Here is a 23,031-nt window from a genome sequence, read left to right on the forward strand (position 1 = left end):
CGGTGGACGGCGCCCAGGCCCTGCTCATCAACAGCAAGGCCGCCACGCAGTTCACCGGCACGGTGGGCGGCGCGACGGCGCTGGCGAGCCTCACCACCGACGCCACCGGCACCAGCAGCCTGCGCAACGTCACCACCACGGGCGCCCAGACCTACAACGATGCGGTCACGCTGGACGGCGCCTACACCACCGGGGGCGCCTTCAGCGCCAACGGGGCGGCGACGCTGGCCGGCGACACGACGGTCAACGGCGGGTCGAGCGTGCTGTTCGCCGGCACGGTGGACGGCGCCTACGCCCTAGCGGTCAACAACAAGAGCACGACGCAGTTCACCGGCACGGTGGGCGGCACAACGGCGCTCGCCAGCCTGACCACCGACGCCACCGGCACCAGCAGCCTGCGCAACGTCACCACCACGGGCACCCAGACCTACAACGACGCGGTGACGCTGGACGGCACCTACACGGGCGGCACCTTCACCACCAACGCGGCGGCGACGCTGGGCGGGGCGACGACGGTGAACGCCGGGACGGCCACCTTCAACGGCACGGTGAACGGCGCCCAGGCGCTGACCATCGCCGGGACGGGGACGGCGCAGTTCAACGCGGCGGTGGGCGGCGCGACGGCGCTCGCCAGCCTGACCACCAACGCGGGCGCTACGGTCAGCCTCCTCGGCGTCACCACCACGGGCGCCCAGACCCACGGAGCCGCCACGACGCTCAACGGCACCTACAGCTCCGGGGGCGCCTTCACCGCCAACGGGGCGGCGACGCTGGCGGGCGACACGACGGTCAACGGCGGGTCGAGCGTGCTGTTCGCTGGCACGGTGGACGGCGCCCAGGCCCTGGCGGTCAACAACAAGAGCACGACGCAGTTCACCGGCACGGTGGGCGGCACAACGGCGCTGGCGAGCTTGACCACCGACGCCACCGGCACCAGCAGCCTGCGCAACGTCACCACCACGGGTGCCCAGACCTACAACGACGCGGTGACGCTGAACGGCACCTACACCACCGGCGGCACCTTCACCGCCAACGGAGCGGCGACGCTGGGCGGCGACACGACGGTCAACGGCGGAGCGGCGGTGCTGTTCGCCGGCACGGTGGACGGTGCCCAGGCCCTGACGGTCAACAGCAGCGGCGCCACGCAGTTCAATGCGGCGGTGGGCGGCACGACGGCGCTGGCGAGCCTGACCACCGACGCCGCCGGCACCAGCAGCCTGCGCAACGTCACCACCACGGGCGCTCAGACCTACAACGACGCGGTCACGCTGAACGGCGCCTACACCACCGGCAGCGGCGCCTTCACCGCCAACGGGGCGGCGACGCTGGGCGGCGACACGACGGTCAACGGCGGGTCGAGCGTGCTGTTCGCCGGCACGGTGGACGGCGCCCAGGCCCTGCTCATCAACAGCAAGGCCGCCACGCAGTTCACCGGCACGGTGGGCGGCACGACGGCGCTGGCCAGCCTGACCACCGACGCCACCGGCACCAGCAGCCTGAAATCGGTGACGACGACGGGTGCCCAGACCTACAACGACGCGGTGACGCTGGACGGCGCCTACACCACCGGGGGCGCCTTCACCGCCAACGGGGCGGCGACGCTGGGCGGCGACACGACGGTCAACGGCGGGTCGAGCGTGCTGTTCGCCGGCACGGTGGACGGCGCTTACGCCTTGGCGGTCAATAACAAGAGCACGACGCAGTTCACCGGCACGGTGGGCGGCACGACGGCGCTGGCGAGCTTGACCACCGACGCCGCCGGCACCAGCAGCCTGCGCAACGTCACCACCACGGGCGCCCAGACCTACAACGACGCGGTGACGCTGGACGGCACCTACACGGCCGGCACCTTCACCACCAACGCGGCGGCGACGCTGGGCGGGGCGACGACGGTGAACGCCGGGACGGCCACCTTCAACGGCACGGTGAACGGCGCCCAGGCGCTGACCATCGCCGGGACGGGGGCGGCGCAGTTCAACGCGGCGGTGGGCGGCACGACGGCGCTCGCCAGCCTGACCACCAACGCGGGCGCTACGGTCAGCCTCCTCGACGTCACCACCACGGGCGCCCAGACCCACGGAGCCGCCACGACGCTCAACGGCACCTACAGCTCGACCAACAGCGCGATCACCTTCAACGGTGCGACGACGCTGGGCGGGACCACGACGGTGGACGCGGGCTACGGCACAATCACCTTCAACGGGACGGTCGACGGCGCCCAGGCGCTGACGGCGACCTCGACCGGGGCGATGGTGTTCAACGCGGCGGTGGGCGGCACGACGGCGCTCGCCAGCCTGACCACCGGCACGGGCTACACCAGCCTCGTCAACGTGACCACGGCGGGGGACCAGAGCTACGGCGGGGAAACCAGCCTGATGGGCACCTACGCCACCGGCAACGGCGCCTTCACCGTCGCCGGCCCGGTGACGCTGGCGGGGGCCGCCACGGTCAACGCGGGCAGCGGCGCGGTGACCTTCAACGGCACGGTGAACGGCGCCCAGGCGCTGACCGTCAACGGCAGCGGCGCGACGCAGTTCAACGCGGCGGTGGGCGGCACGACGGCGCTGGCCAGCCTGACCACCGACGCCGACGGCACCACCAGCCTGACGTCGGTGACGACCAGCGGCGCCCAGACCTACAACGACGCGACGACGCTCAACGGTGCCTACAGCTCGACCAACAGCGCGATCACCTTCAACGGTGCGACGGCGCTGGGCGGGACCACGACGGTGGACGCGGGTTACGGCACGATCACCTTCAACGGGACGGTCAACGGCGCCCAGGCGCTGACGGCGACCTCGACCGGGGCGATGGTGTTCAACGCGGCGGTGGGCGGCACGACGGCGCTCGCCAGCCTGACCACCGGCACGGGCTACGCCAGCCTCGTCAACGTGACCACGGCGGGGGACCAGAGCTACGGCGGCGAAACCAGCCTGATGGGCACCTACGCCACCGGCAACGGCGCCTTCACCGTCGCCGGCCCGGCGACGCTGGCGGGGACCACCACGGTCGACGCCGGCAGCGGCGCGGTGACCTTCACCGGGACGGTGAACGGCGCCCAGGCGCTGACCGTCAACAGCAGCGGCACCACCCGGTTCAACGCGGCGGTGGGCAACACGTCGGCGCTCGCCAGCCTGACCACCGACGCCGACGGCACCACCAGCCTGACGTCGGTGACGACCAGCGGCGCCCAGACCTACAACGACGCGGTGACCCTGAACGGCGCTTATCAGGCCGGCACGGTCTTCATGGCGGCGAAGGCGGTGACCCTGGGCGGCGACAGCCGGATCACCGGCACCGGCGGGATCGTCCTCGCCTCGACCCTCGACGGCGGGCGGGCGCTGACGCTGACCAGCGGCAGCGGCGACATCCTGCTCGGCGGGGCGGTCGGTGGCACCAGCCGTCTGGGGGCGCTGACGATCAACGGCGGTGGCACCACCACAATCAACAACGCGGTCAAGGCGGGCTCGCTGGCCACCGACGCCACCGGGATCACCATCCTGAACGGCGGCAGCGTCGACACCACCGGGACGCAGAGCTACGCCGACGCGGTGACGCTGGGGGCCGACACGGTCCTGACCGGCACCCAGGTGTCGCTGTCGGGCGGCATCGACGCGGCGGCGGCGGGCCGTCAGGGCCTGACCATCGCCGGCAACGCGGCGCTCACCGGCGCCCTCGGCGCCCGGCAGGCGCTGGCCGCGCTCACGGTCGGCGGCGAGACGCTGCTGACCGGCGCAACGGCGGTCACCAGCGGAGCGCAGACCTACGGCGGCGCGGTCCGTCTGGATGGCGGTCCGTCGGTCCTGACCGGCGCCGGCGTGACCTTCGCCGGGACGCTGGACGGCGGGCAGGCCCTGACCGTCAACAGCGGGACCGCCGACGCCGTCTTCGCCGGCGTGGTCGGCGGGACGGAGCGGCTGGGCGCCCTGACGGTGAACAGCGCTGGCCAGACCCGCTTCGCCCAGTCGGTCCGCGCGGCCTCGGTCGCTACCGACGCGGCGGGCACGCTGGCCCTCAACGGCGGCTCCGTCGACACCACCGGGACCCAGACCTACGGGGAACGCGCGGTGCTGGGGACCGACACCCGCCTGACCGGCCGCACGGTCGTGCTGGCCGGCGGGCTGGACGCCGCCACCCGCGGCGGGCAGGGGCTGACCATCGCCGGCAACGCCGTCGTCAACGGCGTGGTTGGCGGCACGCAAGCGCTGAGCCGCCTGTCGGTGACCGGCACCGCCGCCCTGAACGGCGGCGCGGTGACCACCGTGGCGGAGCAGAGCTACAACGGTGCTGTGACGCTGGGGGCCGACACCGTCCTGACGGGCGGGACCGTGTCCCTGCTGAACGGCGGCAACGCCGCCAACGCGGGGGTGCAGGGTCTGACGGTCAACGGCGACGCCGTCCTGGCCGGGATCTTCGGTGAAACCGGTGCTCTGCGGCAGATCGCCGTCAGCGGCGGCACCCGCTTGGCCGGCGCCACCGTCGCCACCACCGGGGGGCAGCGCTTCGGCGGCGCCCTGACGGTGGCCGGCGCCAGCGCGCTGACCAGCAACGGCGGCGACCTCGTGTTCGGCGGGGCCGTCGACAGCGCCAACCGCTCCGCGCTGTCGCTGAACGGTGCGGCCATCCGGGCTTCGGGCGACATCGGCGCATCGGGTCTGATGGGCGACGTCACCGTCCGGGCCTCGGGCGGCGTCGTCTACGACGGTGCGGTGACCGTGCGCTCGCTGACCCAGACGGCTGGCGGCGAGAGCCGCTTCGCCAAGGCGCTGACCGCGACCGGAACGGACGGCCTTCGCCTGACCGGCGCCGGCTTCACCTTCGGCGCGGCGGTGAACAGCGCGGGCTCGCTGGCTCTCGTCACGACCGATGGGGCCGGCATGGTGACCTTCGGGCGTGATGCCACGGTTGTCACGGAGGGAGGCTTTACCCAATCCGGTGGATCGGGCATTGTTCTGCCGGCCAGCATTACGGCCAAGACCGGCCCGATCACGCTGGGCGCCGTGGCGTCCCTGCCGGACGGGCAAGCGTCCATCTCGGCGGGCGGCCCCATCACCATGGCGGGGCTCCAGGGCAAGGCCACCATGCTGACCATGGCGTCCGACGGTGGGGCGCTGCTCATCGGACAGGAGACTGGGACCGCTTTGCAGAAGATCGACGTGCTGAGCCTGACCGTCCCCAGAGCCGGTTCCGCCCGGATGTTTGGCACCGTGGCCGGCAAGACGGACGCCTTGGCCGCCAGCGCGATCGACAGCCCGCTGCGGGCTGCCCCGTACTTCATCAACAACACCCCCTGGGGTCCGACGCAGGAGGTCAGCCGGGTCGCCGCCACCGTCGTGGTCGTCGTTCCGGTTCCCAGCACCCCCGGCGTTACCAGCCTGTTCACCGGCACGGTGACCAGCGCCGGTCTCACGCCGAACGCTCTGGCCGCCTACGCCGCGCCGCAGGTGCTGACCTTGGTCGGCGCCGGGGCTCAGCCGGAGGTTCTGTCCACCGGTTCTGGGATGGGCGGCTCGGCTGGCGCCGGAACCGCTCCGGGCACCACCCGCGCCGGCGCGCAGCCGGAGGTCTTGACCACCGGCCCGGCGCCGTCCGTCACCGGCAACCAGCAAACGGAGAAGGAGGAGGCGCGCTGAGGCGCGCCTTCCCCCGGCAGACTTTTACCCTTTGGATAGCGAACGATGACCGAACCGACCCTGCCCCTGTTCTACAAGAGCCCCCGCCCGCTGGTGGCCACCCGCGACGCCGATCTGTCGCTGCGGACCGAGCCGAACTTCGCCTTCGCGGCTTCCACCAACTCGGTGCCGCTGATGGCGGCGGAGTTCGCCGCGGCCTGCAAGCAGTTCCCGATCCTGTTCTCGGAAGGCCCGACGGCTCAGCCGGTGGCGCTTCTCGGACTGCGCAGCGGGGAGAATCTGTTCGTCGACGCGAACGGCGCGTGGGAGGAGGGGGCCTATATTCCTGCCTACGTCCGGCGCTATCCGTTCATCTTCCTGGAGAGCGAGGACAAGGCCCAGCTCACCCTGTGCATCGACGAGGCGGCGGACGCCGTCGTTCCGGGCCGGGACAACCCCTTCTTCGTGGACGGGCAGCCGTCCGCCCTGACCAACAACGCCCTGGAGTTCGTCAAGGAAGTCCAGGCCCAGAACGCCTTCACCACCCAGTTCGTCGAGGCGCTGACCGCCGCCGGCCTGCTCTCGGAGAAGCGCGCCGACATCACCCTGAACAACGGTGAGCGGCTGAGCCTCGCCGGTTTCAACGTGGTCGACGAGGCAGCCTTCAACCAGCTTCCCGCCGAGACGCTGGTGGAGTGGCGCGACCGCGGCTGGCTGGGGCTGGTCTACGCCCACCTGATCTCGGTCAGCAGCTGGTCGGGTCTGGTCGACCGCCTCGCCCACCGCGGCTGATCCGGTCCGGCCTGCCGGAAATGGAAAGGGCGGCGCCACGACGGCGCCGCCCTTTTTTCTTTTTAGGACCAGCGAAGGCCAGCGATCAGAAGCCCTTTTCGATCTTGAAGACGTCCGGCTCGTTCGGCTTCTCGATGTAGGAGAGCTGGAGCGACGGCGGCAGGGCGGGGGTATCGTCCGAGGGTTTCGGCGGGACCGCAAGGGTCAGCAGGCTCATCCGCCCCTGGCTGTCGGTGCCGCGGAAGACCACCACCTGCGATCCGTCGCCGACCGGCGCGTTGAGCAGCATCCCCTCCTGCCGGTAGCCCTGCGCCACGAAGTAGTTGCGCAGCGCGTTGGCCGCCCCGACCAGGGCGTTGGGGTCGACCTTCGGATTCACCGCGCCGCCCCACACGATGTTCACCTGGAACAGCTTCTGCGTCGAATGGCCGAGGATGTAGGCGACGACCGCCGGACCGGCGCCGGTCTGCAGGTCGTCGACCTTCACGATCAGGCTGGTGGTCCGCTCCGTCGCGTTGCTCTCGCGGCGGATGTCCTTGCCCTCGATCTTGAAGTCCTTGGTGATGGCCTTCGCGATCTCGTCAGCGGTCATGCCGAAGCGTGCGGAGCGGAAACCGGTGACCTTCGCGGTGGGGGCCGCCTCGGCCGCGCCGTTGGGCGCGGTGGCCGGGGCGGCTTGGGCTGCGGGAGCGGGGTTGCGATCCGTGGTCGCGGCCTGGGCCGCGCCCGTCAGGATGCCGGCCAGGGCAAGGGCGGCAAGGGACAGCCCCAGGGCCGGTCGGTGAAACGGCATAATGGAAACTCCACAGGACATCGAAGCCATTTGGTCGGCAGATCAAGGCAATCGGAGCCGTTTGCCCCTCTTCCGGATGGGGCGACGGGCCAAATGCGGTTGCTTCGAACGACAGTTTAGCAAAATCCAACCCGGCTCCGGGGTGATTTTGTGATCGGCCCCTCATGTCCTTTTTCCGACGCGGAAGGCGCCGGCGAAGTTTTGCACCTTGTCCGACGACACGGAAAGCAGTGCCTTCGTGATCGCCGCCGGGCGGCGCGCCTGTGCGGAGGCGATTTCCCCCACGAGGCGCTCCAACGCCGGGGTCGCGCTGCGATAGCGGAAACGATAGCCTTCGCCCGTATCGATCAATTCAGCCTGTTGAAGATTCGCCAAGACTTCCTGGAGGATGAGCGTGCTGCTGCGCGATTCGCGAATGAGTTCGTCCGAACTCCATGTCCGGTTTGGATCACGCCGTAAAAGCAGCAGGATTTCCAGGGTCCACACTGTCTTGATTGAATGCTGAAGAAAGATCAGGGCATCGTCCGAAAGCACGCCGCCAGTCCATTGTCTGTTCCAGGTTTCCCGCGGGTCTCAGCCATCTGGGGAGGCTCGACGATTTGAGCCGGAAGTCGGGGCGGAGTGTGCATAGGATGCCCCCGGCCGTCCAGCCCCATACCCACTTTTCGGGGGCGCATCCGGCCCGTTTCCGGACATCTTTCGAGGTATCGCGGCGCTCGCTGGGCGGGTTGGTGGTGCGCGCCCGGCTCGAACCGGCCTTTTGGGTTAATCCTCGGAAAAAATCGCCGCGCCGCTCGGTTCGGGAATGCCGAACCGGCGCGATCGTGACAGTTTAGCCCGCAATTCCGATCGGCTATGGCCTGTGCATGACTGGTTTCGATACCCGCCCCGTCTTCTTCATCATCGGCGCCCTTCTCAGCGTCCTGGCCGTCGCGATGCTGCTTCCGATGACCGTCGATCTGGCGGCCGGCAATCCGGACTGGATGGTCTTCGCCATCGCCTTCGCCCTGACGCTGTTCTTCGGCGTCCAGTTCATGCTGGCCAACCGCATGGACCGGATCGCGCTGAACCTCCGCCAAGCCTTCCTGCTGACCGCCCTGTCCTGGGTCGTCATCTGCGCCTTCGCCGCCGTGCCCTTCATGGTGTCGCAAATCGACCTGTCAGCGGCCGACGCCTATTTCGAGGCGATGTCGTCGCTGACCGCCACCGGAGCCACGGTGATCTCCGGGCTGGACGGGCTGGCGCCGGGGCTGCTGCTGTGGCGGTCGCTGCTGCAATGGCTGGGCGGCATCGGCATCATCGGCATGGCCATCGCCATCCTGCCCTTCCTCCAGGTCGGCGGCATGCAGCTCTTCCGCTCGGAATCCTCCGACCGGTCGGACAAGGTGACGCCGCGGGCCAGCGACCTCGCCATCGCGGTTGGCTGGATCTACCTGTGCCTGACCGCCGTCTGCGCGGTGATGCTCTTCTATGCGGGGATGTCCTGGTTCGACGCCGTCAATCACGCGATGACCGCCGTGTCCACTGGCGGCTTTTCCACCCGCGACGCGTCCATCGCCAGTTGGAACAGCCCGGCGATCGAGTGGGTCCTGGTGGTTTTCATGGTGCTGGGGGGTATGCCCTTCGTCCGCTTCATCAGCCTTGCCCAGGGGCGGGCGGCCAGCTTCTGGGCGGACACGCAGATCCGCTGGTACCTCGGCTTTCTCGCGGCGGTGTCCTTCGGCATGTCGGTCTGGCTGACTCTGACGCGGGACGTGCCGTGGGACGACGCCATCCGCGTGACCACCTTCAACGTCGTCTCGGTGGTCACCACCACGGGTTATGCCTCCTTCGACTACGAGCGGTGGGGGCCGTTGGCGTCAGTGGTCTTCTTCATCCTGACCTTCGTCGGCGGCTGCACCGGATCGACCTCGGGCGGGCTGAAGATTTTCCGGTTCGAGATCCTGTTCATTGTGCTGCGCGCGTTGCAGCGCCGCCTTTACAGCCCGAACCTGGTGATTCCGCTCAATTACAACGGCAAGCCGGTCAGCGCCGACGTGATGATCTCGGTGATGGGTTTCGGCTTCGTCTACCTGATGTCGGTGTTCGTGCTGGCCTTCGTCCTGGCCTTCCTCGGGGTGGACGTGGTGTCCGCGCTGTCGGGGGCGGCGACGGCGGTCAGCAACGTCGGCCCCGGCCTCGGCCCCACCATCGGGCCGGTCGGCAACTACGCCACCATGCCGGACGGAGCGAAATGGGCGCTGGCGGCCGGCATGCTGCTGGGGCGGCTGGAGTTCTTCACCATTTTGGTCGTGCTCAGTCCGTCCTTCTGGCGGCGGTGAGGGGGCCGGAGGGCTTCTCCTCCTGTTCCCGCTCCTGCGGGTCGCGGCTGGCCGCCGACACCAGATGGACCAGGGCGGCGCCGAGCGCGATCACCCCGACCGCCACCGACGCCCGCAGGAAGCGGGACGCATCCCCGTGCAGGGTGAAATGCCACCACAGCTCGTCGCTGAAGGCGATGTGCTTGTAGGAGAACAGGCCCAGCCAGAAGGCGCTGGCCAGCGCCACGCCGGTCGCGATGAACCAGCTCGGCGTCAGGGGGTTGCGCAGGATGTTGCCGCGGCGGTGGAACTCCTTGTGGGCCGGCAGCAGGGCCAGGAAGATCAGCCCGGGCACGATGGCCTCCTGCCAGTCGCCGCCCTTGAGCAGGGCCGAGGCGCAGCCGGTCGCCAGCAGCACCAGCGACAGCACCCAGGCGGCGTGCAGCCGCCGCTGCACCGCGTGGGCCAGCAGGATCAGCAGCACCCCGGCGACGCTGCCGGTGAAGTGCGACATCTCCACCAGCGGCAGCGCCGTTGCGTCGAAGGGGGCGGGAAGCGTCTCCTCCGGCGTGGCGCGCGAGAACAGCAGGAAGGCCCCGGTGATGAAGATGCAGGCGGCCAGCACCAAGGGGACCGCCGGGCTGACGGCGGCGGACAACCCGCGCGACAGGCCGCCGATGCGGTGCCGGGCCTGGAAGGCCTCCACCCCGCCGAACATCAGCCCGGCAATCACCAGCGGTGCGAGATAATAGATCAGCCGGAAGACCAGCAGCCCCGCCATCACGTCGTTGCCGGGCATGGCCGGGGTCAGGCTGACCAGGACGATGGCGTCGAACACCCCCAGCCCCCCCGGCACATGGCTGATGATGCCGGCCACCAGCGCCATTCCGAAGGCGACCAGGACGTCGGCGTAGCTCACCGCGTCGCTCGGTGGCAGGCAGAGATAAAGGACCAGCGCCGCCAGGGACAGGTCGCACAGCCCCAGCAGGAGCTGCCGCAGCGCGATCGACGGGCGGGGGAAGGCGATGGCGTGCCCGAACAGCCGCAGCGGCCGGCGCAGCCAGAAGCCGCCCACCGCGTAGGCCACCAGGATTGCAAGGGCCGCCAGCCCCAGCAGAATCGCGCTCCCCGGCGGGACGTGAAGGGCCTTCAGCGCCGTGGGGTCGATCAGCATGACCACCGGCATCACCGTCGCCAGCCCCAGCATGAAGGTGGTGACGACGAACAGCGTCACCTGCGCCACCTCCACCCCGCTCAACCCATGGGGCGCGTAGAGGCGGTAGCGGACGGTCGCCCCGATGATGCTGGCGAAGCCCAGGCTGTGGCTGAAGGCGTAGCTGGTGAAGGCGGTGAAGGCCACCCAGCGGTAGGGCAGGGGGCGTCGCAGGTGGCGCAGGGCCAGCAGGTCGTAGAGCGTCAGCAGCCAGTAACTGACCGCCGCGGCCGCCGAAGCGGCGAGAAGCTGCGTGCCCGTGATGCGGCCCAGCGCCTGCCGGATGTCGGCGACGCTGTATTGCTCCAGCCAGCGGTTCAGAATGACCAGCGCCCCAGCCAGCAATGCCAGGATCAACACCCCTGTGCCATAGCGCAGGAGCCGTTGGGTCCAGGTTGGGGACCGGGATGGCTGGACCTCGTCGTTGGAGGCCGCCGATTGCTGTGCGGTGTGGACCATGGCTGACAGGATCGCTCCGGGCGCCTAGGATGACGGGGCTTTGGACAAGAACAACACCGCGCAACGAAAAAGCGCATGGCCGGGGAGGGCCTTCGGGAGGCAACGGATGCATCTTGTGCTTTATCTCGCCACCGGCCTGTCGGGGACCAACACGCTGATCCTGCTGCTCGCCTATCTTTGGGACAGCTCGGTGACGCTGTTCGGCGGCGCCACGGGCTACGGCCTGCGGCCGGACGGCGTGTCCTTCACCCTGTCGCTGTTCACCACGGTCCTGCTGGCCTGGTACGCGCTCGTCCTGCGGCGGCGCCTGCGGTCGGAGCGGCGGAGGGACGACCGTCCGGAGTGACGGGCCGCGGCGCCGGTCGCCGGAAGCATGAGCGCGGCGTTTTTTGAAAACTCCGGCAAAAACCATGCACGGGATCAACAAGACGGTCTCCTTCACCACAGGGGGCTGATTCTCCTGTTCGTCCTTCTCGCCAGCGTCTTCACCGAGCCGTTCGGCGCGCGGGTTTCCGCCGTCCAGTTCGCCGCCGTCGGCCCCTTCAACGCCGGGCCGGCCGTCCTGCGCGGCGGCTTGCACAACAATTGTTGCCGGCCTTGGCCGGGCGGGAAGCAATCGTCCGCGACTGCGTGCAGGAGTATGGAAAGTGGAGGGGGTGGTGAAAGAGCGCGGCGTCGCGCGGTAGCAGGAGAAGCTTGCCTCGAATCATGCTAGAAAGCCGTTCGGTGCATTCTTCGTGCCGAGGCGGCGGCGACCACCATGCGTCATCAGGCAGATCAGAACCGGTCCGAGGGTGGCGCCCCCGGCGGTGAGTCGCGCGTGTCGGCGGGGCCCCCCATGGCGGCTCCAATGACGGCTCCAATGACAGTTGCCGATCTTCCCCGGCTCGACGGGCTGTGGGCGCCGGTCTGGCTGTATGACGGCGGCCGCGGGCGGATGGTCTGGGGCAACCGCGCCGCTCTGGAGCTGTGGAACGCCGCGTCGCTCGCCGACTTCCAGGCCCGCGACTTCAGCAGCCAGCCGGAGGGGACGCCGCAGGCCGAAGGGGAAACGGTGGCGGGGCGCTGGACCTTCTACCCCAAGGGCCGCCCGGTCAACGCCTGGGTGCGCCGCAGCGGCATGGCGCTGCCGGACGGGCGCCTGGGCATTCTGCACGAGGCGCAGCTCGCCACCCCCTCGGCCGATCCGGACCATGGCGGAACCGGAACCGAGGCGCTCGACCGTGAGCGCGCGATGCTGCAAAGCCTGATCGACTCGATGCCGGACATCGTCTTCTTCAAAGACGTGAACGGCACCTACCTCAAGGTCAACCGGGCGATGCTCGATTACGCGGGGCGCCCGCCGCTGGGGCTGACCGACCATCGGCTGTTCGACGCGGAGACGGCGGTGCGGCGGCGTCGGACCGACCAGATCGCCATGCAGAAAGGATTCTCCCGCAGCGAGGAGTGGTTCGTCCATCCCGATGGGCGCCGCGTGCTGATGGAGACCGCGAAGGCCGTCTGCCTCGACCGCAGCGGCAAGATGCTGGGCGTCGTCGGCATCGCCCGCGACATCACCGAGCGGCGGCAGACGGAGAAGCAGCTTCTGCGGCAGCACGCCCTGCTGCAGGGGATCATCGACACCATTCCCGACGCCGTCTTCTTCAAGGACCGGGACGGCGTGCTGCGCAAGGCCAACCGCGCCTTCGCCTCCTGGACCGGGCGGCCGCTGGAGCAGCTGATCGGGCTGGGCAGCCACGAGATCTGGCCCCCCGAAATGGCCGACGGCATCCGCGCGGGCGACGCCTCGGTCTATGCCGAAGACCAGCCGCGGCGCAACGAGGAGAGCATCCCGCTGCCCGATGGGGGACGGATCTGGGTCGAGATCCTGAAGGCCCCGATTCGCGACGCCGGCAACGAGCTTCTGGGGCTGGTCGGCGTCGGACGCGACATCACCCTGCGCAAGGCCGCCGAGGAGGATCTGCGGCGGAGCGAGGCGGAGAAGGACCATCTCGCCAATCACGACTCCCTGACCGGCCTGCCCAACCGCCGTCTGCTTTTTGACCGGCTGGACGTAGCGCTGGCCCGGTCGCGGCGGTCCGGGCGACCGTTGGCCCTGCTGTTCATCGACCTCGACGGCTTCAAGGCGGTCAACGACCGGATGGGCCACGATTGCGGCGACGAGGTGCTGCGCATCGCCGCTGGGCGCATCGCCGGCTGCCTGCGCCGCAGCGACACGGTGGCCCGCGTCGGTGGCGACGAGTTCACCATCGTGCTGGAGGATGTGACCGCCGCCGCGGATGCCGGGGGTGTGGCGGACAAGATCGTGGAAGCCGTTGCGCTTCCCATCCCGGTGCAAGGCAACACCGCCGTCATCGGCGCCAGCGTCGGCATCGCCCTGTTCCCCGCCGATGGGACGGACGCGCGCAGCCTGCTGGTGGCCGCGGACGGCGCGATGTACCGGGCCAAGCAGGCGGGCCGCGGCACCCACGTCTTCTATAAGGATATTCCCCAGAGGAATCCGGACTGACCGGGTGCGGAATCCGCTTGCGGAGTCGGAACAAAAGAAGAACAATACCCATCTGACCGGTTTCCGACGGGAAAGGATGGGATCATGTTCGTATGCGTCGATGGTGACCGCACCACCCGCCTGCGCCAGTGGGCCTGGCTCGACATCGGTGCCGGGACGGGTCCCGGCGAACGCCGCCTCGTCGGCTGGAGCGTCACGGACGAGGCGTGGCTCGTTTCCGAACCCATCGGCGTGGTCGCCACCAGCCCACTCGGCCGCCCGCCGGGCTGGGCTGTGACCAACAACCACCGCCGATATCTGCTCGAACAGCCCGGCCTGCCCCACGGGGACGAGCCGCTGGCCGCCATCGACTGCCTGCGGGCGAACGGCAGCCTCGACCCGACGGCCCCCATCAGCATCGTGCCCTGGCGCCCCGGCAAGTCCACCGCCGAACGCATCTTCGAGCGCCGGACGGCCTGATCGCGGAAAGAGGCTCCGCTGCGTGACGGAACGGCCTTTTTCCCGTTGAAAGCCTTGGTTGAGGCGGGAAGGGGTCGTTCACCATGCAGCAGCGCTGGCCGCAGAGGTTGTGGATCGTCCGTCACGGGGAAAGCGCCGGGAACGTCGCGCGCGACGCCGCCTACGCCGCCGGGCTGGGCCGGATCGACATCGCCGAGCGCGACGTGGACGTGCCGCTCAGTCAGCAGGGGGAGCAGCAGTCCGAGGCGCTGGCGCGCTGGTTCGCTTCCTTGCCGCTGGGCGAGAGGCCCGACGTGGTGCTGACCTCCCCTTATCTGCGCGCCCGGCGGACGGCGGAAATCATCCACGCCGGGGGCGGCCTGCCGGTCGAACCCACGGAGTTCGTGGTGGACGAGCGGCTGCGCGAGAAGGAGTTCGGCATCCTCGACCGGCTGACCGCGCTGGGCATCGCGCAGGAGCACCCCGAGCAGGCGGAGTTCCGCCGCATCCTCGGCAAATTCTACTTCCGCCCGCCCGCCGGGGAGAGCTGGTGCGACGTGATCCTGCGGCTGCGCAGCGCGCTCGACACCATCAGCCTGCACCATGGCGGACAGCGCGTGCTGGTGGTCAGCCATCAGGTCGTCGTGCTGTGCCTTCGCTACCTGCTGGAGGGCATGACGGAGGAGCAGATCCTCGCCATCGACCGCGAGGGCGACGTGGCGAATTGCGGGGTCACCGAATACGCCTTCGATCCCGCCAAGGGGCACAGCGGGCGGATGCAGCTTCGCCGCTACAACTTCGTCGCCCCGCTGGAGGTGGCGGGGGCGCCGCTGACCGCCGAACCCGACGCCAATGCGGCCGTCCGATGAGTAATTTTCCGATGAGCGATTTTCCGGTGGGCGACTCGATCCCGGTCACCCGCGATCTGCTTCGTGCCATGCCGCTTCCCCACCCCGGCGACGGTGCCGACAAGGACGGGCGGGGCCGGGTGCTCGTCATCGGCGGCAGCGTGGAGGTGCCGGGCGCCGTGCTGCTGGCCGGAACGGCGGCGCTGCGCGCCGGGGCGGGCAAGCTCCAGATGGCGACCTGCCGCAGCGTGGCCCCGCATCTCGGGCTCGCCGTGCCGGAGGCGCTGGTGCTCGGTTTGCGCGAGACGGCGGAGGGCGGAATCGCGCCAGACTGCGTCGACACGCTGTGCGAGCGGGCGGCCCGCTGCACCGCGGTGCTGATCGGTCCCGGCATGATGGACAAGCGGGCGGTCGCCGACCTGACCGGCGCCCTGATCGCCGGGCTGGACGGGGCGGGTGGCCCTATGCTGGTCGTCGACGCGGAAGCGCTGATGGGCCTGGACAACGCCAACGAAGGGCTGTGCCGCCGCGACGGGCGGACAATCATCACGCCGCACGCCGGGGAAATGGCCGGGCTGTCCGGTATCAGCCGGGAGGAGGTGGAGGCCGACCCGCCCGCCGCCGCCCGCCGGGTCGCCGACCGTCACAAGGTGATTGTCGTGCTGAAGGGCGCCTGCACCCACATCGCCACGCCGGACGGGCGGATGTGGGCTTATGACGGCGGTAATGTCGGTCTCGCCACCTCGGGATCGGGCGACACGCTGGCGGGCGTCATCGCCGGGCTGGCCGCGCGGGGCGCCGACCCGGCCCAAGCCGCGATCTGGGGAGTCCATCTGCATGGCGAGGCGGGCAACCGCTTGGCCCGCCGCGGCCCGCTGGGCTTCCTGGCCCGCGAGCTGCTGGCCCAGGTGCCGGAGATCATGGCCGAGCTGTCGGCCTAAGACCGCCGGTCTCAGAACACCAGCTTGGCGGCCTGGTAGAGGACGACCCAGGGAGCGGCGATCAGCCCGCCCCACAGGGCGACCAGCGGCAGGCCGCGCAGCTTCTTCGCCGGGGCCGGAGCGGTGAGGGGGAGCGGGAAGGAAACGGTCTCGGTGGTGCCGACAGCGGGATTGTACTGGGACATGATGACCTGCCGATCTGTGTGTGAGGGCAGGATGCGCGCCGATCTCTTAACGACGATTAAAGTCGGGGGTAGCCGCTGTGCGGGATTCCGGTGTACCGCCGCCGGGTAGCGAAGCGCGTTCGAGTGGGCAATTTTGGGGATCTTGCTGCCGGCTTGATGAAAGTCACCCGGGCGCCTGCACCAGCCTGCGTGCTTTTCCATTGGACCACGCTGCCGACCAGCGCCTTCTGCATGAAGAAATGGAACCGGATCGCCGCATCCCGCAAGGGTGCGGCGATCCGGTTCCCGACGCCCGTTCAGATCACTTCGCCAGTGTCTTGTTGAGCCACAGGGCCAGCAACGTGCAGACCGCGCCCGACAGCAGGTAGGCGCCGGCCGAGAACAGGCCGTAGTTGGCGGACAGCACCAGCGCGACCAGCGGCGCGAAGCCCGCCCCGAACAGCCAGGCGAGATCCGAGGTCATGGCCGCGCCGGTGTAGCGGTAGCGCTGGGTGAAGCCCGACGCGACCACGCCCGACGACTGGCCAAAGGACAGGCCCAGGATCACGAAGCCGACGATCATGAAGACCAGCTCGCCCAGCGGCCCGCCGTTCAGCAGCAGGGGCGCCACGCCGCTGAACACGGCGATGGCCGCGGCGCAGCTCCCCAGCAGGGTGCGGCGGCCGATGCGGTCGGCGATCCAGCCAGAGGCGATGATGGCCCCCAACCCGAAGAAACCAGCGACCACCTCGATCAACAGGAAGTCCGCCGGGGTGTCCTGCGTGTAGAGGAAGATCCAGGACAGCGGGAAGACGGTGACCATGTGGAACAGCGCGAAGCTGGCGAGCGGGGCGAAGGCGCCCAGCACGACGCGCATGCCCTCGTTGCGCAGCATCTCGGTCACCGGGACCGGCTGAAGCTCGCGGCTTTCGAACAGGCGGGTGTATTCCGGCGTCACCACGATGCGCAGCCGCGCGAACAGCGCGACCACGTTGATGGCGAAGGCCACGAAGAACGGGTAGCGCCAGCCCCAGCTGAAGAAGTCCTCCGTCGACAGGTTGCCGGCGAAATAGGCGAAGAGGGCGCTCGCCACGATCAGCCCGATGGGAGCGCCGAGCTGCGGGATCATCGCGTACCAGCCGCGGCGGTTCTCCGGCGCGTTGAGCGCCAGCAGCGAGGCGAGGCCGTCCCAGGCGCCGCCCAGCGCCAGACCCTGGCCGATGCGGGCCGCCGCCAGCAGCCAGATCGCCGCCGCGCCGATCTGCTCGTAGCTCGGCAGGAAGGCGATGGCGACCGTCGAGGTGCCCAGCAGGAACAGGGAGAGTGTCAGCTTGGCGCCGCGCCCGTGCGCGCGGTCGATGGCCATGAACAGCATGCTGCCCACCGGGCGGGCGACGAAGGCCAGCGCGAAGATCGCGAAGGACCACAGCGTTCCGGTCAGCGGGTCAAGATAGGGAAAGACCAGCTTCGGGAAGACGATCACCGAAGCGATGGCATAAACGAAAAAATCGAAGAATTCGGACGTCCGTCCGATGATGACGCCAATCGCGATTTCACCGGGATTCACCCTGTGGTCGCGGGCATTGACCAGCCTTGCGTCCCGTTCGGTCGCCGTGGTCGATGATCCCATGGTCCCCCCACCGTCTGGCAATTGCGTCAGAGGGAATTAAATAGGCACCGCAACGGCATTCTGCCACGCCCATGGACGCATGGCCTTGATGTGCGTCAACGGGCGCGCGGAATCGCGGCGCATTGGACAAATTGTCCAATGTCCGACCCGGCCCGTGGGGGTTAGCTCTTCGCCCAAATCCAAAGCGAACCCCTGCTGACAGGTCCTGCCTTGACCCGTTTCCGCGCCTTGGCCCTCCTGCCGCTGATGGCGGTTTTGAGTGGCTGCAACCTTGTGGTGATGAGCCCGTCCGGCGACGTGGCGAGCCAACAGGCCAACCTCATCACCATTTCCACCCTCCTGATGCTCCTCATCATCATTCCGGTGATGGTGCTGACGGTGCTGTTCGCGTGGCGCTACCGCCAGTCGAATAGCACGGCCGATTACGACCCGGACTGGGACCATTCGACGCAGCTCGAGCTGGTGATCTGGGCGGCCCCGCTGCTCATCATCATCTGCCTGGGCGCCCTCACCTGGATGGCGACCCACCTGCTCGACCCCTACCGCCCGCTCGACCGCATCGCCGCCGGGCGCCCGGTTCCGGCCGACGCCAAGATGCTCGACGTCAACGTCGTGGCGCTCGACTGGAAGTGGCTGTTCATCTACCCGGAATACGGCATCGCCACGGTGAACGAGGTGGCCGCCCCGGTGGACCGCCCGATCCGCTTCAACATCACCTCCTCGACGGTGATGAACTCCTTCTACATCCCGGCGCTGGCCGGGCAGATCTACGCCATGGCCGGCATGGAGACGAAGCTGCACGCCGTCATCAACGAGCCGGGCAGCTACAAGGGCTTCTCCGCCAACTACAGCGGCGCCGGCTTCTCGCACATGCGCTTCACCTTCCACGGTCTGGCCGCCGACGGCTTCGACAAGTGGGTGGCGGACATCAAGGCGGGCGGCGGCAAGCTCGACCGCGACGGCTATCTCCAGCTTGAGCGTCCCAGCGAGAACGAGCCGGTGCGCCGTTACGGCGCCGTCGACTCGGGCCTGTTCAAGGCCATCGTCGGGATGTGCGTCGAGCCGGGCAAGATGTGCATGCACGACATGATGGCCATCGACGCCAAGGGCGGCCTCGGCCTGGCCGGCATCGACAACGTGATGCCGCTGATGCACGACAAGCTGTCCCGCCGCGGCACCGCCGTTCTCGGCCCGGCGCCGGTCTTTGTGGCGGGCATCTGCTCGACCGAGGAGCTGACCGGCCGCGCCGTCGAGTCGTCCCTCGGCGTTCTGAACGCGCCCGCCGACGAGTCCCCGATTTCCGGCGCGGGTCTGCCGCGCTCCTCCATCACGCCGATCTCCGCGCCCGCCCCCGTGTTCGGGCCGCGGCTGACGGCCAATCCCTGAGCGGCCAACCGCCATGATCGACACATCGACCGTCGCCACCCACCCGCTCTTCGGGCGTCTGACCCTGGAGTCCTTCCCCTATCACGAGCCCATCGTGGTCGCGACCTTCGTCGCGGTCGTGCTGGGCGGCATCGCGCTCGTCGCGGCGCTGAGCTATTTCCGGCTGTGGGGCTATCTCTGGAAGGAGTGGTTCACCACCGTCGACCACAAGCGCATCGGCATCATGTACATGGTGCTGGGCCTGATCATGCTGCTGCGCGGCTTCGCCGACGCGATCATGATGCGCCTCCAGCAGGCCATCGCCTTCGGCGGCAGCGAGGGCTACCTCAACGCGCACCATTACGACCAGATCTTCACCGCCCACGGCGTCATCATGATCTTCTTCGTGGCGATGCCCTTCGTCACGGGCCTGATGAACTACGTGGTGCCGCTGCAGATCGGCGCCCGCGACGTGTCCTTCCCATTCCTGAACAACTTCAGCTTCTGGATGACGGTGGGCGGCGCTGTGCTGATCATGGTCTCGCTGTTCGTCGGCGAGTTCGCGCGCACCGGCTGGCTGGCCTATCCGCCGCTGTCCAACATCGCCTACAGCCCTGAAACGGGCGTGGACTACTACATCTGGGCGTTGCAGATCGCTGGTGTCGGAACAACACTCTCCGGCATCAACCTGATCTGCACGATCGTCAAGATGCGCGCCCCCGGCATGACCATGATGAAGATGCCGGTCTTCACCTGGACGTCGCTCTGCACCAACGTGCTGATCGTCGCCTCCTTCCCGATCCTGACCGCCACGCTGGTCCTGCTGTCGCTGGACCGCTACGTCGGCACGAACTTCTTCACGAACGATCTCGGCGGCAGCCCGATGATGTACGTGAACCTGATCTGGATCTGGGGCCACCCGGAAGTCTACATCCTGATCCTGCCGGTCTTCGGCATCTTCTCGGAAGTCACCTCGACCTTCTCGGGCAAGAAGCTGTTCGGCTACACCTCCATGGTCTACGCGACGGTGGTCATCACGATCCTGTCCTACCTGGTGTGGCTGCACCACTTCTTCACCATGGGGTCGGGCGCCAGCGTGAACTCGTTCTTCGGCATCACGACGATGATCATCTCGATCCCGACGGGTGCGAAGATCTTCAACTGGCTGTTCACCATGTACCGCGGCCGCATCCGGTTCGAGCTGCCGATGATGTGGACCGTCGCCTTCATGCTGACCTTCGTGGTCGGCGGCATGACGGGCGTGCTGCTGGCCGTCCCGCCGGCGGACTTCGTCCTGCACAACAGCCTGTTCCTGATCGCCCACTTCCACAACGTCATCATCGGTGGCGTGCTGTTCGGCCTGTTCGCCGGCATCTACTACTGGTGGCCCAAGGCCTTCGGCTTCCGCCTCGACCCCTTCTGGGGCAAGGTGTCCTTCTGGTGCTGGGTGGTCGGCTTCTGGGTGGCTTTCATGCCGCTCTACGTCCTGGGCCTGATGGGCGTCACCCGCCGCCTGCGCGTGTTCGAGGACCCGTCGCTCCAGATCTGGTTCCAGATCGCCGCCGTCGGCGCCGTCCTGATCGCGGCGGGCATCGGTGCCTTCCTCCTCCAGATCGCCGTCAGCGTCTGGAAGCGCCGTGAGCTGGTCGACCGCACGGGCGACCCGTGGGACGGCCGCACGCTGGAATGGGCGACCTCCTCGCCGCCGCCGGACTACAACTTCGCCTTCACGCCGATGATCCACGACAACGACGCGTGGTGGGACATGAAGAAGCGCGGCTACAAGCGTCCGCTGGGCGGCTACAAGGCGATCCACATGCCCAGCAACAGCGGCACCGGCGTGATCCTGGCCGGGATCAGCGTGGTCCTCGGCTTCGCCCTGGTCTGGTACATCTGGTGGCTGGCGGCGGTGAGCTTCGTCGCCCTGCTGGCGGCCGCCATCCACCATACCTTCAACTATCACCGCGACTTCCACATCCCGGCGGACGTGGTGGTGCGGACCGAGAACGAGCGGACCCGGCTTCTCTCCGGGCAGGTGTAAAGCATGAGCATCACCCTGACAGCCGAACGGAGCCGCACCCAACAGGCTCCGGTCTTCCACGTGGTGGAGGAGCACGCGCACCCCGAAGGCTCCAGCACCATGCTGGGCTTCTGGATCTACCTGATGAGCGACTGCCTCATCTTCGCGGTGCTGTTCGCGACCTACGGTGTGCTCGGCGGCAACTACGCCGCCGGGCCGTCGCCCAAGGACCTGTTCGACCTGCCGTTGGTAGCGCTGAACACCGCCATGCTGCTGTTCTCCTCCATCACCTATGGCTTCGCCATGCTGGCGATGGAGAAGGGGCGGGTGTCGCAGACCCAGCTGTGGCTGGCGGTGACCGGCCTGTTCGGCGCCGCCTTCCTGGCGATCGAACTCTACGAGTTCGCCCACCTGATCCACATCGGGGCGACCCCGCAGCGCAGCGCCTTCCTGTCGTCCTTCTTCACGCTGGTCGGCACCCACGGGCTGCACGTCACCTTCGGCCTTGTCTGGCTGGTGACGCTGATGGTGCAGGTCAACAAGCGCGGCCTGATCCCAGCCAACCGCCGCCGCCTGATGTGCCTCAGCCTGTTCTGGCACTTCCTGGACGTCATCTGGATCGGCGTCTTCACCTTCGTCTATCTGATGGGAATGCTGCGATGACCCCTCACGCCGAACATCATGCCGGGCACCATGGCGCCGACCATCATGGTCATGGGGAGCATGAGGGCGCCCACGGGACGCTCGGCAGCTACCTGATCGGCTTCGTCCTGTCGGTGATCCTGACGGTCATTCCCTTCTGGCTGGTCATGGACGGGACGATCCTGGACAAGAACATGACCGCGCTCGCGATCATGGCCCTGGCCGCCGTCCAGGTCGTCGTCCACATGATCTTCTTCCTGCACATGAACGGACGTGCGGAAGGGGGCTGGACCATGCTGTCGCTGATCTTCACGATCATCGTCGTGGTCATCATGCTGGCCGGTTCGCTGTGGGTGATGTACCACCTGAACACCAACATGATGCCGATCCACGACCCGAGCCAGTTGCCGTGACCGGCACGGCGACCCACCGCCCGCGCCGGGGGCTGATCCTTCTCGGCGTCCTGGCGCTGGCGGGAGTCGCCGTCTTCACCTCGCTCGGCGTCTGGCAGGTCGAGCGGCTGTTCTGGAAGCTGGACCTGATCCGGCGGGTGGAGGAGCGGGCGCAGTCCGCGCCGGTTCCCGCCCCCGGCCCGGAGGACTGGCCCGCCGTCACGGCGGCCAGCCAGGAATACCGGCGGGTCAGCGTCACCGGGCGTTTCCTCAACGAAAAGGAAACCCTGGTCCAGGCGGTGACCGAGCGGGGCGGCGGCTTCTGGGTGCTCACCCCGCTGCGCACCGACCGGGGCTTCACCGTCCTGGTCAACCGGGGCTTCGTGCCGCCCGAGCGGCGCAGCACCGACAGCCGCCCCGACGGGCTGATCGATACGGACACCACCGTCACCGGCCTGCTGCGGGTGACCGAGCCGGGGGGCGGTTTCCTGCGCTCCAACGATCCCGCGCAGGACCGCTGGTACTCCCGCGACGTGGCGGCCATCGCGGCGGCCCGTGGCGTGACGGAGGCGGCCCCCTATTTCATCGACGCCGAGGCCAGCCCGCAGGGCGGTTCTCCGGTCGGTGGGCTGACCGTCCTGAAGTTCCGGAACAACCACCTCGTGTATGCGCTGACGTGGTTCGCCTTGGCCCTCATGCTGATCGCCGCGTCGCTTTATGTCGCGCGCAGTGAACGGCGGCGCCGGGGTTGAAAAAGTAATCTCTTTTTCTTCATGGTCTTTCGCCGGATGGAAAGGGCTCCCTCGCGGACACTTCCACCCGGCTTTTTTGTGCTATCAAGACCGCCCGGATTCCATGGCAAGGCTGCCAAGCCGGGGTATCGTGCCCATATAAAAGGGGACCGAAGGAAGCC

Annotated in this window: 18 protein-coding genes; 13 read left to right on the forward strand and 5 right to left on the reverse strand. The window is 68.7% G+C overall.

Annotated elements, in window-relative coordinates; all coding sequences use genetic code 11:
- A partial coding sequence (locus tag H0B54_RS12110; RefSeq protein WP_188260528.1) for a beta strand repeat-containing protein occupies positions 1-5,633 on the forward strand: 5,633 nt, incomplete at its 5' end.
- 45 nt (positions 5,634-5,678) lie between these two features.
- Complete coding sequence (locus H0B54_RS12115; RefSeq protein ID WP_188260529.1) at positions 5,679-6,404, forward strand: SapC family protein; 726 nt, start codon at positions 5,679-5,681, stop codon at positions 6,402-6,404.
- 85 nt (positions 6,405-6,489) lie between these two features.
- Here the strand turns inward: H0B54_RS12115 and H0B54_RS12120 are convergent, their stop codons facing one another.
- Positions 6,490-7,197 (reverse strand): hypothetical protein, encoded by a 708-nt coding sequence (locus tag H0B54_RS12120; protein ID WP_188260530.1) that lies wholly within the window; start codon positions 7,195-7,197, stop codon positions 6,490-6,492.
- 162 nt (positions 7,198-7,359) lie between these two features.
- The gene (locus H0B54_RS12125) at positions 7,360-7,731 is read right to left on the reverse strand and encodes an Rrf2 family transcriptional regulator (protein WP_188260531.1); all 372 of its coding nucleotides are present in this window, start codon (positions 7,729-7,731) and stop codon (positions 7,360-7,362) included.
- A gap of 332 nt (positions 7,732-8,063) precedes the next feature.
- On the opposite strand from H0B54_RS12125, the gene H0B54_RS12130 reads away from it, so the two are divergent.
- Positions 8,064-9,518, forward strand: a complete 1,455-nt coding sequence (locus H0B54_RS12130) for a TrkH family potassium uptake protein (RefSeq protein ID WP_188260532.1) — start codon at positions 8,064-8,066, stop codon at positions 9,516-9,518.
- Here the strand turns inward: H0B54_RS12130 and H0B54_RS12135 are convergent.
- Positions 9,493-11,169, reverse strand: a complete 1,677-nt coding sequence (locus tag H0B54_RS12135) for a lysylphosphatidylglycerol synthase domain-containing protein (protein ID WP_188260533.1) — start codon at positions 11,167-11,169, stop codon at positions 9,493-9,495. The genes H0B54_RS12130 and H0B54_RS12135 overlap by 26 nt on opposite strands.
- 106 nt (positions 11,170-11,275) lie before the next feature.
- Between H0B54_RS12135 and H0B54_RS12140 the strand changes: the two genes are divergently transcribed.
- The 5 genes from H0B54_RS12140 to H0B54_RS12160 all read left to right on the forward strand — a co-directional run bounded on the left by H0B54_RS12140 (position 11,276) and on the right by H0B54_RS12160 (position 15,905).
- Positions 11,276-11,515 (forward strand): hypothetical protein, encoded by a 240-nt coding sequence (locus H0B54_RS12140; protein ID WP_188260534.1) that lies wholly within the window; start codon positions 11,276-11,278, stop codon positions 11,513-11,515.
- Positions 11,516-12,031: 516 nt separating this feature from the next.
- Positions 12,032-13,678 carry a sensor domain-containing diguanylate cyclase gene (locus H0B54_RS12145; protein ID WP_246472503.1) on the forward strand — a complete coding sequence of 549 codons (1,647 nt, stop codon included), beginning with the start codon at positions 12,032-12,034 and terminating at the stop codon, positions 13,676-13,678.
- Between the two features lie 84 nt (positions 13,679-13,762).
- Positions 13,763-14,137, forward strand: coding sequence for a hypothetical protein (locus H0B54_RS12150; protein ID WP_188260536.1), 375 nt, complete (start codon positions 13,763-13,765; stop codon positions 14,135-14,137).
- A gap of 83 nt (positions 14,138-14,220) precedes the next feature.
- The gene (locus tag H0B54_RS12155; RefSeq protein ID WP_188260537.1) at positions 14,221-14,985 is read left to right on the forward strand and encodes a histidine phosphatase family protein; all 765 of its coding nucleotides are present in this window, start codon (positions 14,221-14,223) and stop codon (positions 14,983-14,985) included.
- 11 nt (positions 14,986-14,996) lie between these two features.
- Positions 14,997-15,905 (forward strand): NAD(P)H-hydrate dehydratase, encoded by a 909-nt coding sequence (locus H0B54_RS12160; protein WP_188260538.1) that lies wholly within the window; start codon positions 14,997-14,999, stop codon positions 15,903-15,905.
- Between the two features lie 11 nt (positions 15,906-15,916).
- Here H0B54_RS12160 and H0B54_RS12165 read toward each other — a convergent pair whose 3' ends face one another.
- Together H0B54_RS12165 and H0B54_RS12170 are read right to left on the reverse strand one after the other, a co-directional pair.
- Positions 15,917-16,090: a hypothetical protein gene (locus tag H0B54_RS12165; protein ID WP_167555932.1), complete on the reverse strand. Its 174-nt coding sequence runs from the start codon at positions 16,088-16,090 to the stop codon at positions 15,917-15,919.
- Positions 16,091-16,391: 301 nt separating this feature from the next.
- A complete protein-coding gene (locus tag H0B54_RS12170) occupies positions 16,392-17,699 on the reverse strand; it encodes an MFS transporter (protein WP_188260539.1) in 1,308 nt (435 codons plus the stop codon).
- A gap of 210 nt (positions 17,700-17,909) precedes the next feature.
- Here H0B54_RS12170 and cyoA point away from each other — a divergent pair, with 210 nt between their 5' ends.
- From cyoA to H0B54_RS12195, 5 genes are read left to right on the forward strand one after another with little or no spacing between them, the layout of a single operon-like run.
- The gene (gene cyoA / locus H0B54_RS12175) at positions 17,910-19,085 is read left to right on the forward strand and encodes a ubiquinol oxidase subunit II (RefSeq protein WP_188260540.1); all 1,176 of its coding nucleotides are present in this window, start codon (positions 17,910-17,912) and stop codon (positions 19,083-19,085) included.
- Positions 19,086-19,098: 13 nt separating this feature from the next.
- Entirely contained in the window at positions 19,099-21,105 is a 2,007-nt protein-coding gene (gene cyoB / locus H0B54_RS12180; protein WP_188260541.1) for a cytochrome o ubiquinol oxidase subunit I, read from the forward strand.
- Positions 21,106-21,108: 3 nt separating this feature from the next.
- Positions 21,109-21,747 (forward strand): cytochrome o ubiquinol oxidase subunit III, encoded by a 639-nt coding sequence (gene cyoC, locus H0B54_RS12185; protein WP_188260542.1) that lies wholly within the window; start codon positions 21,109-21,111, stop codon positions 21,745-21,747.
- On the forward strand, positions 21,744-22,139 hold the full coding sequence (gene cyoD, locus H0B54_RS12190; protein ID WP_188260543.1) for a cytochrome o ubiquinol oxidase subunit IV: 396 nt from the start codon (positions 21,744-21,746) through the stop codon (positions 22,137-22,139). The genes cyoC and cyoD overlap by 4 nt, the downstream gene beginning before the upstream one ends.
- Positions 22,136-22,870 (forward strand): SURF1 family protein, encoded by a 735-nt coding sequence (locus H0B54_RS12195; protein WP_343068930.1) that lies wholly within the window; start codon positions 22,136-22,138, stop codon positions 22,868-22,870. Before cyoD ends, H0B54_RS12195 begins: the two co-directional genes overlap by 4 nt.
- Positions 22,871-23,031: the final 161 nt, after the last annotated feature.

Source organism: Azospirillum tabaci (assembly GCF_014596085.1).
GTDB classification, from domain to species: domain Bacteria; phylum Pseudomonadota; class Alphaproteobacteria; order Azospirillales; family Azospirillaceae; genus Azospirillum; species Azospirillum tabaci.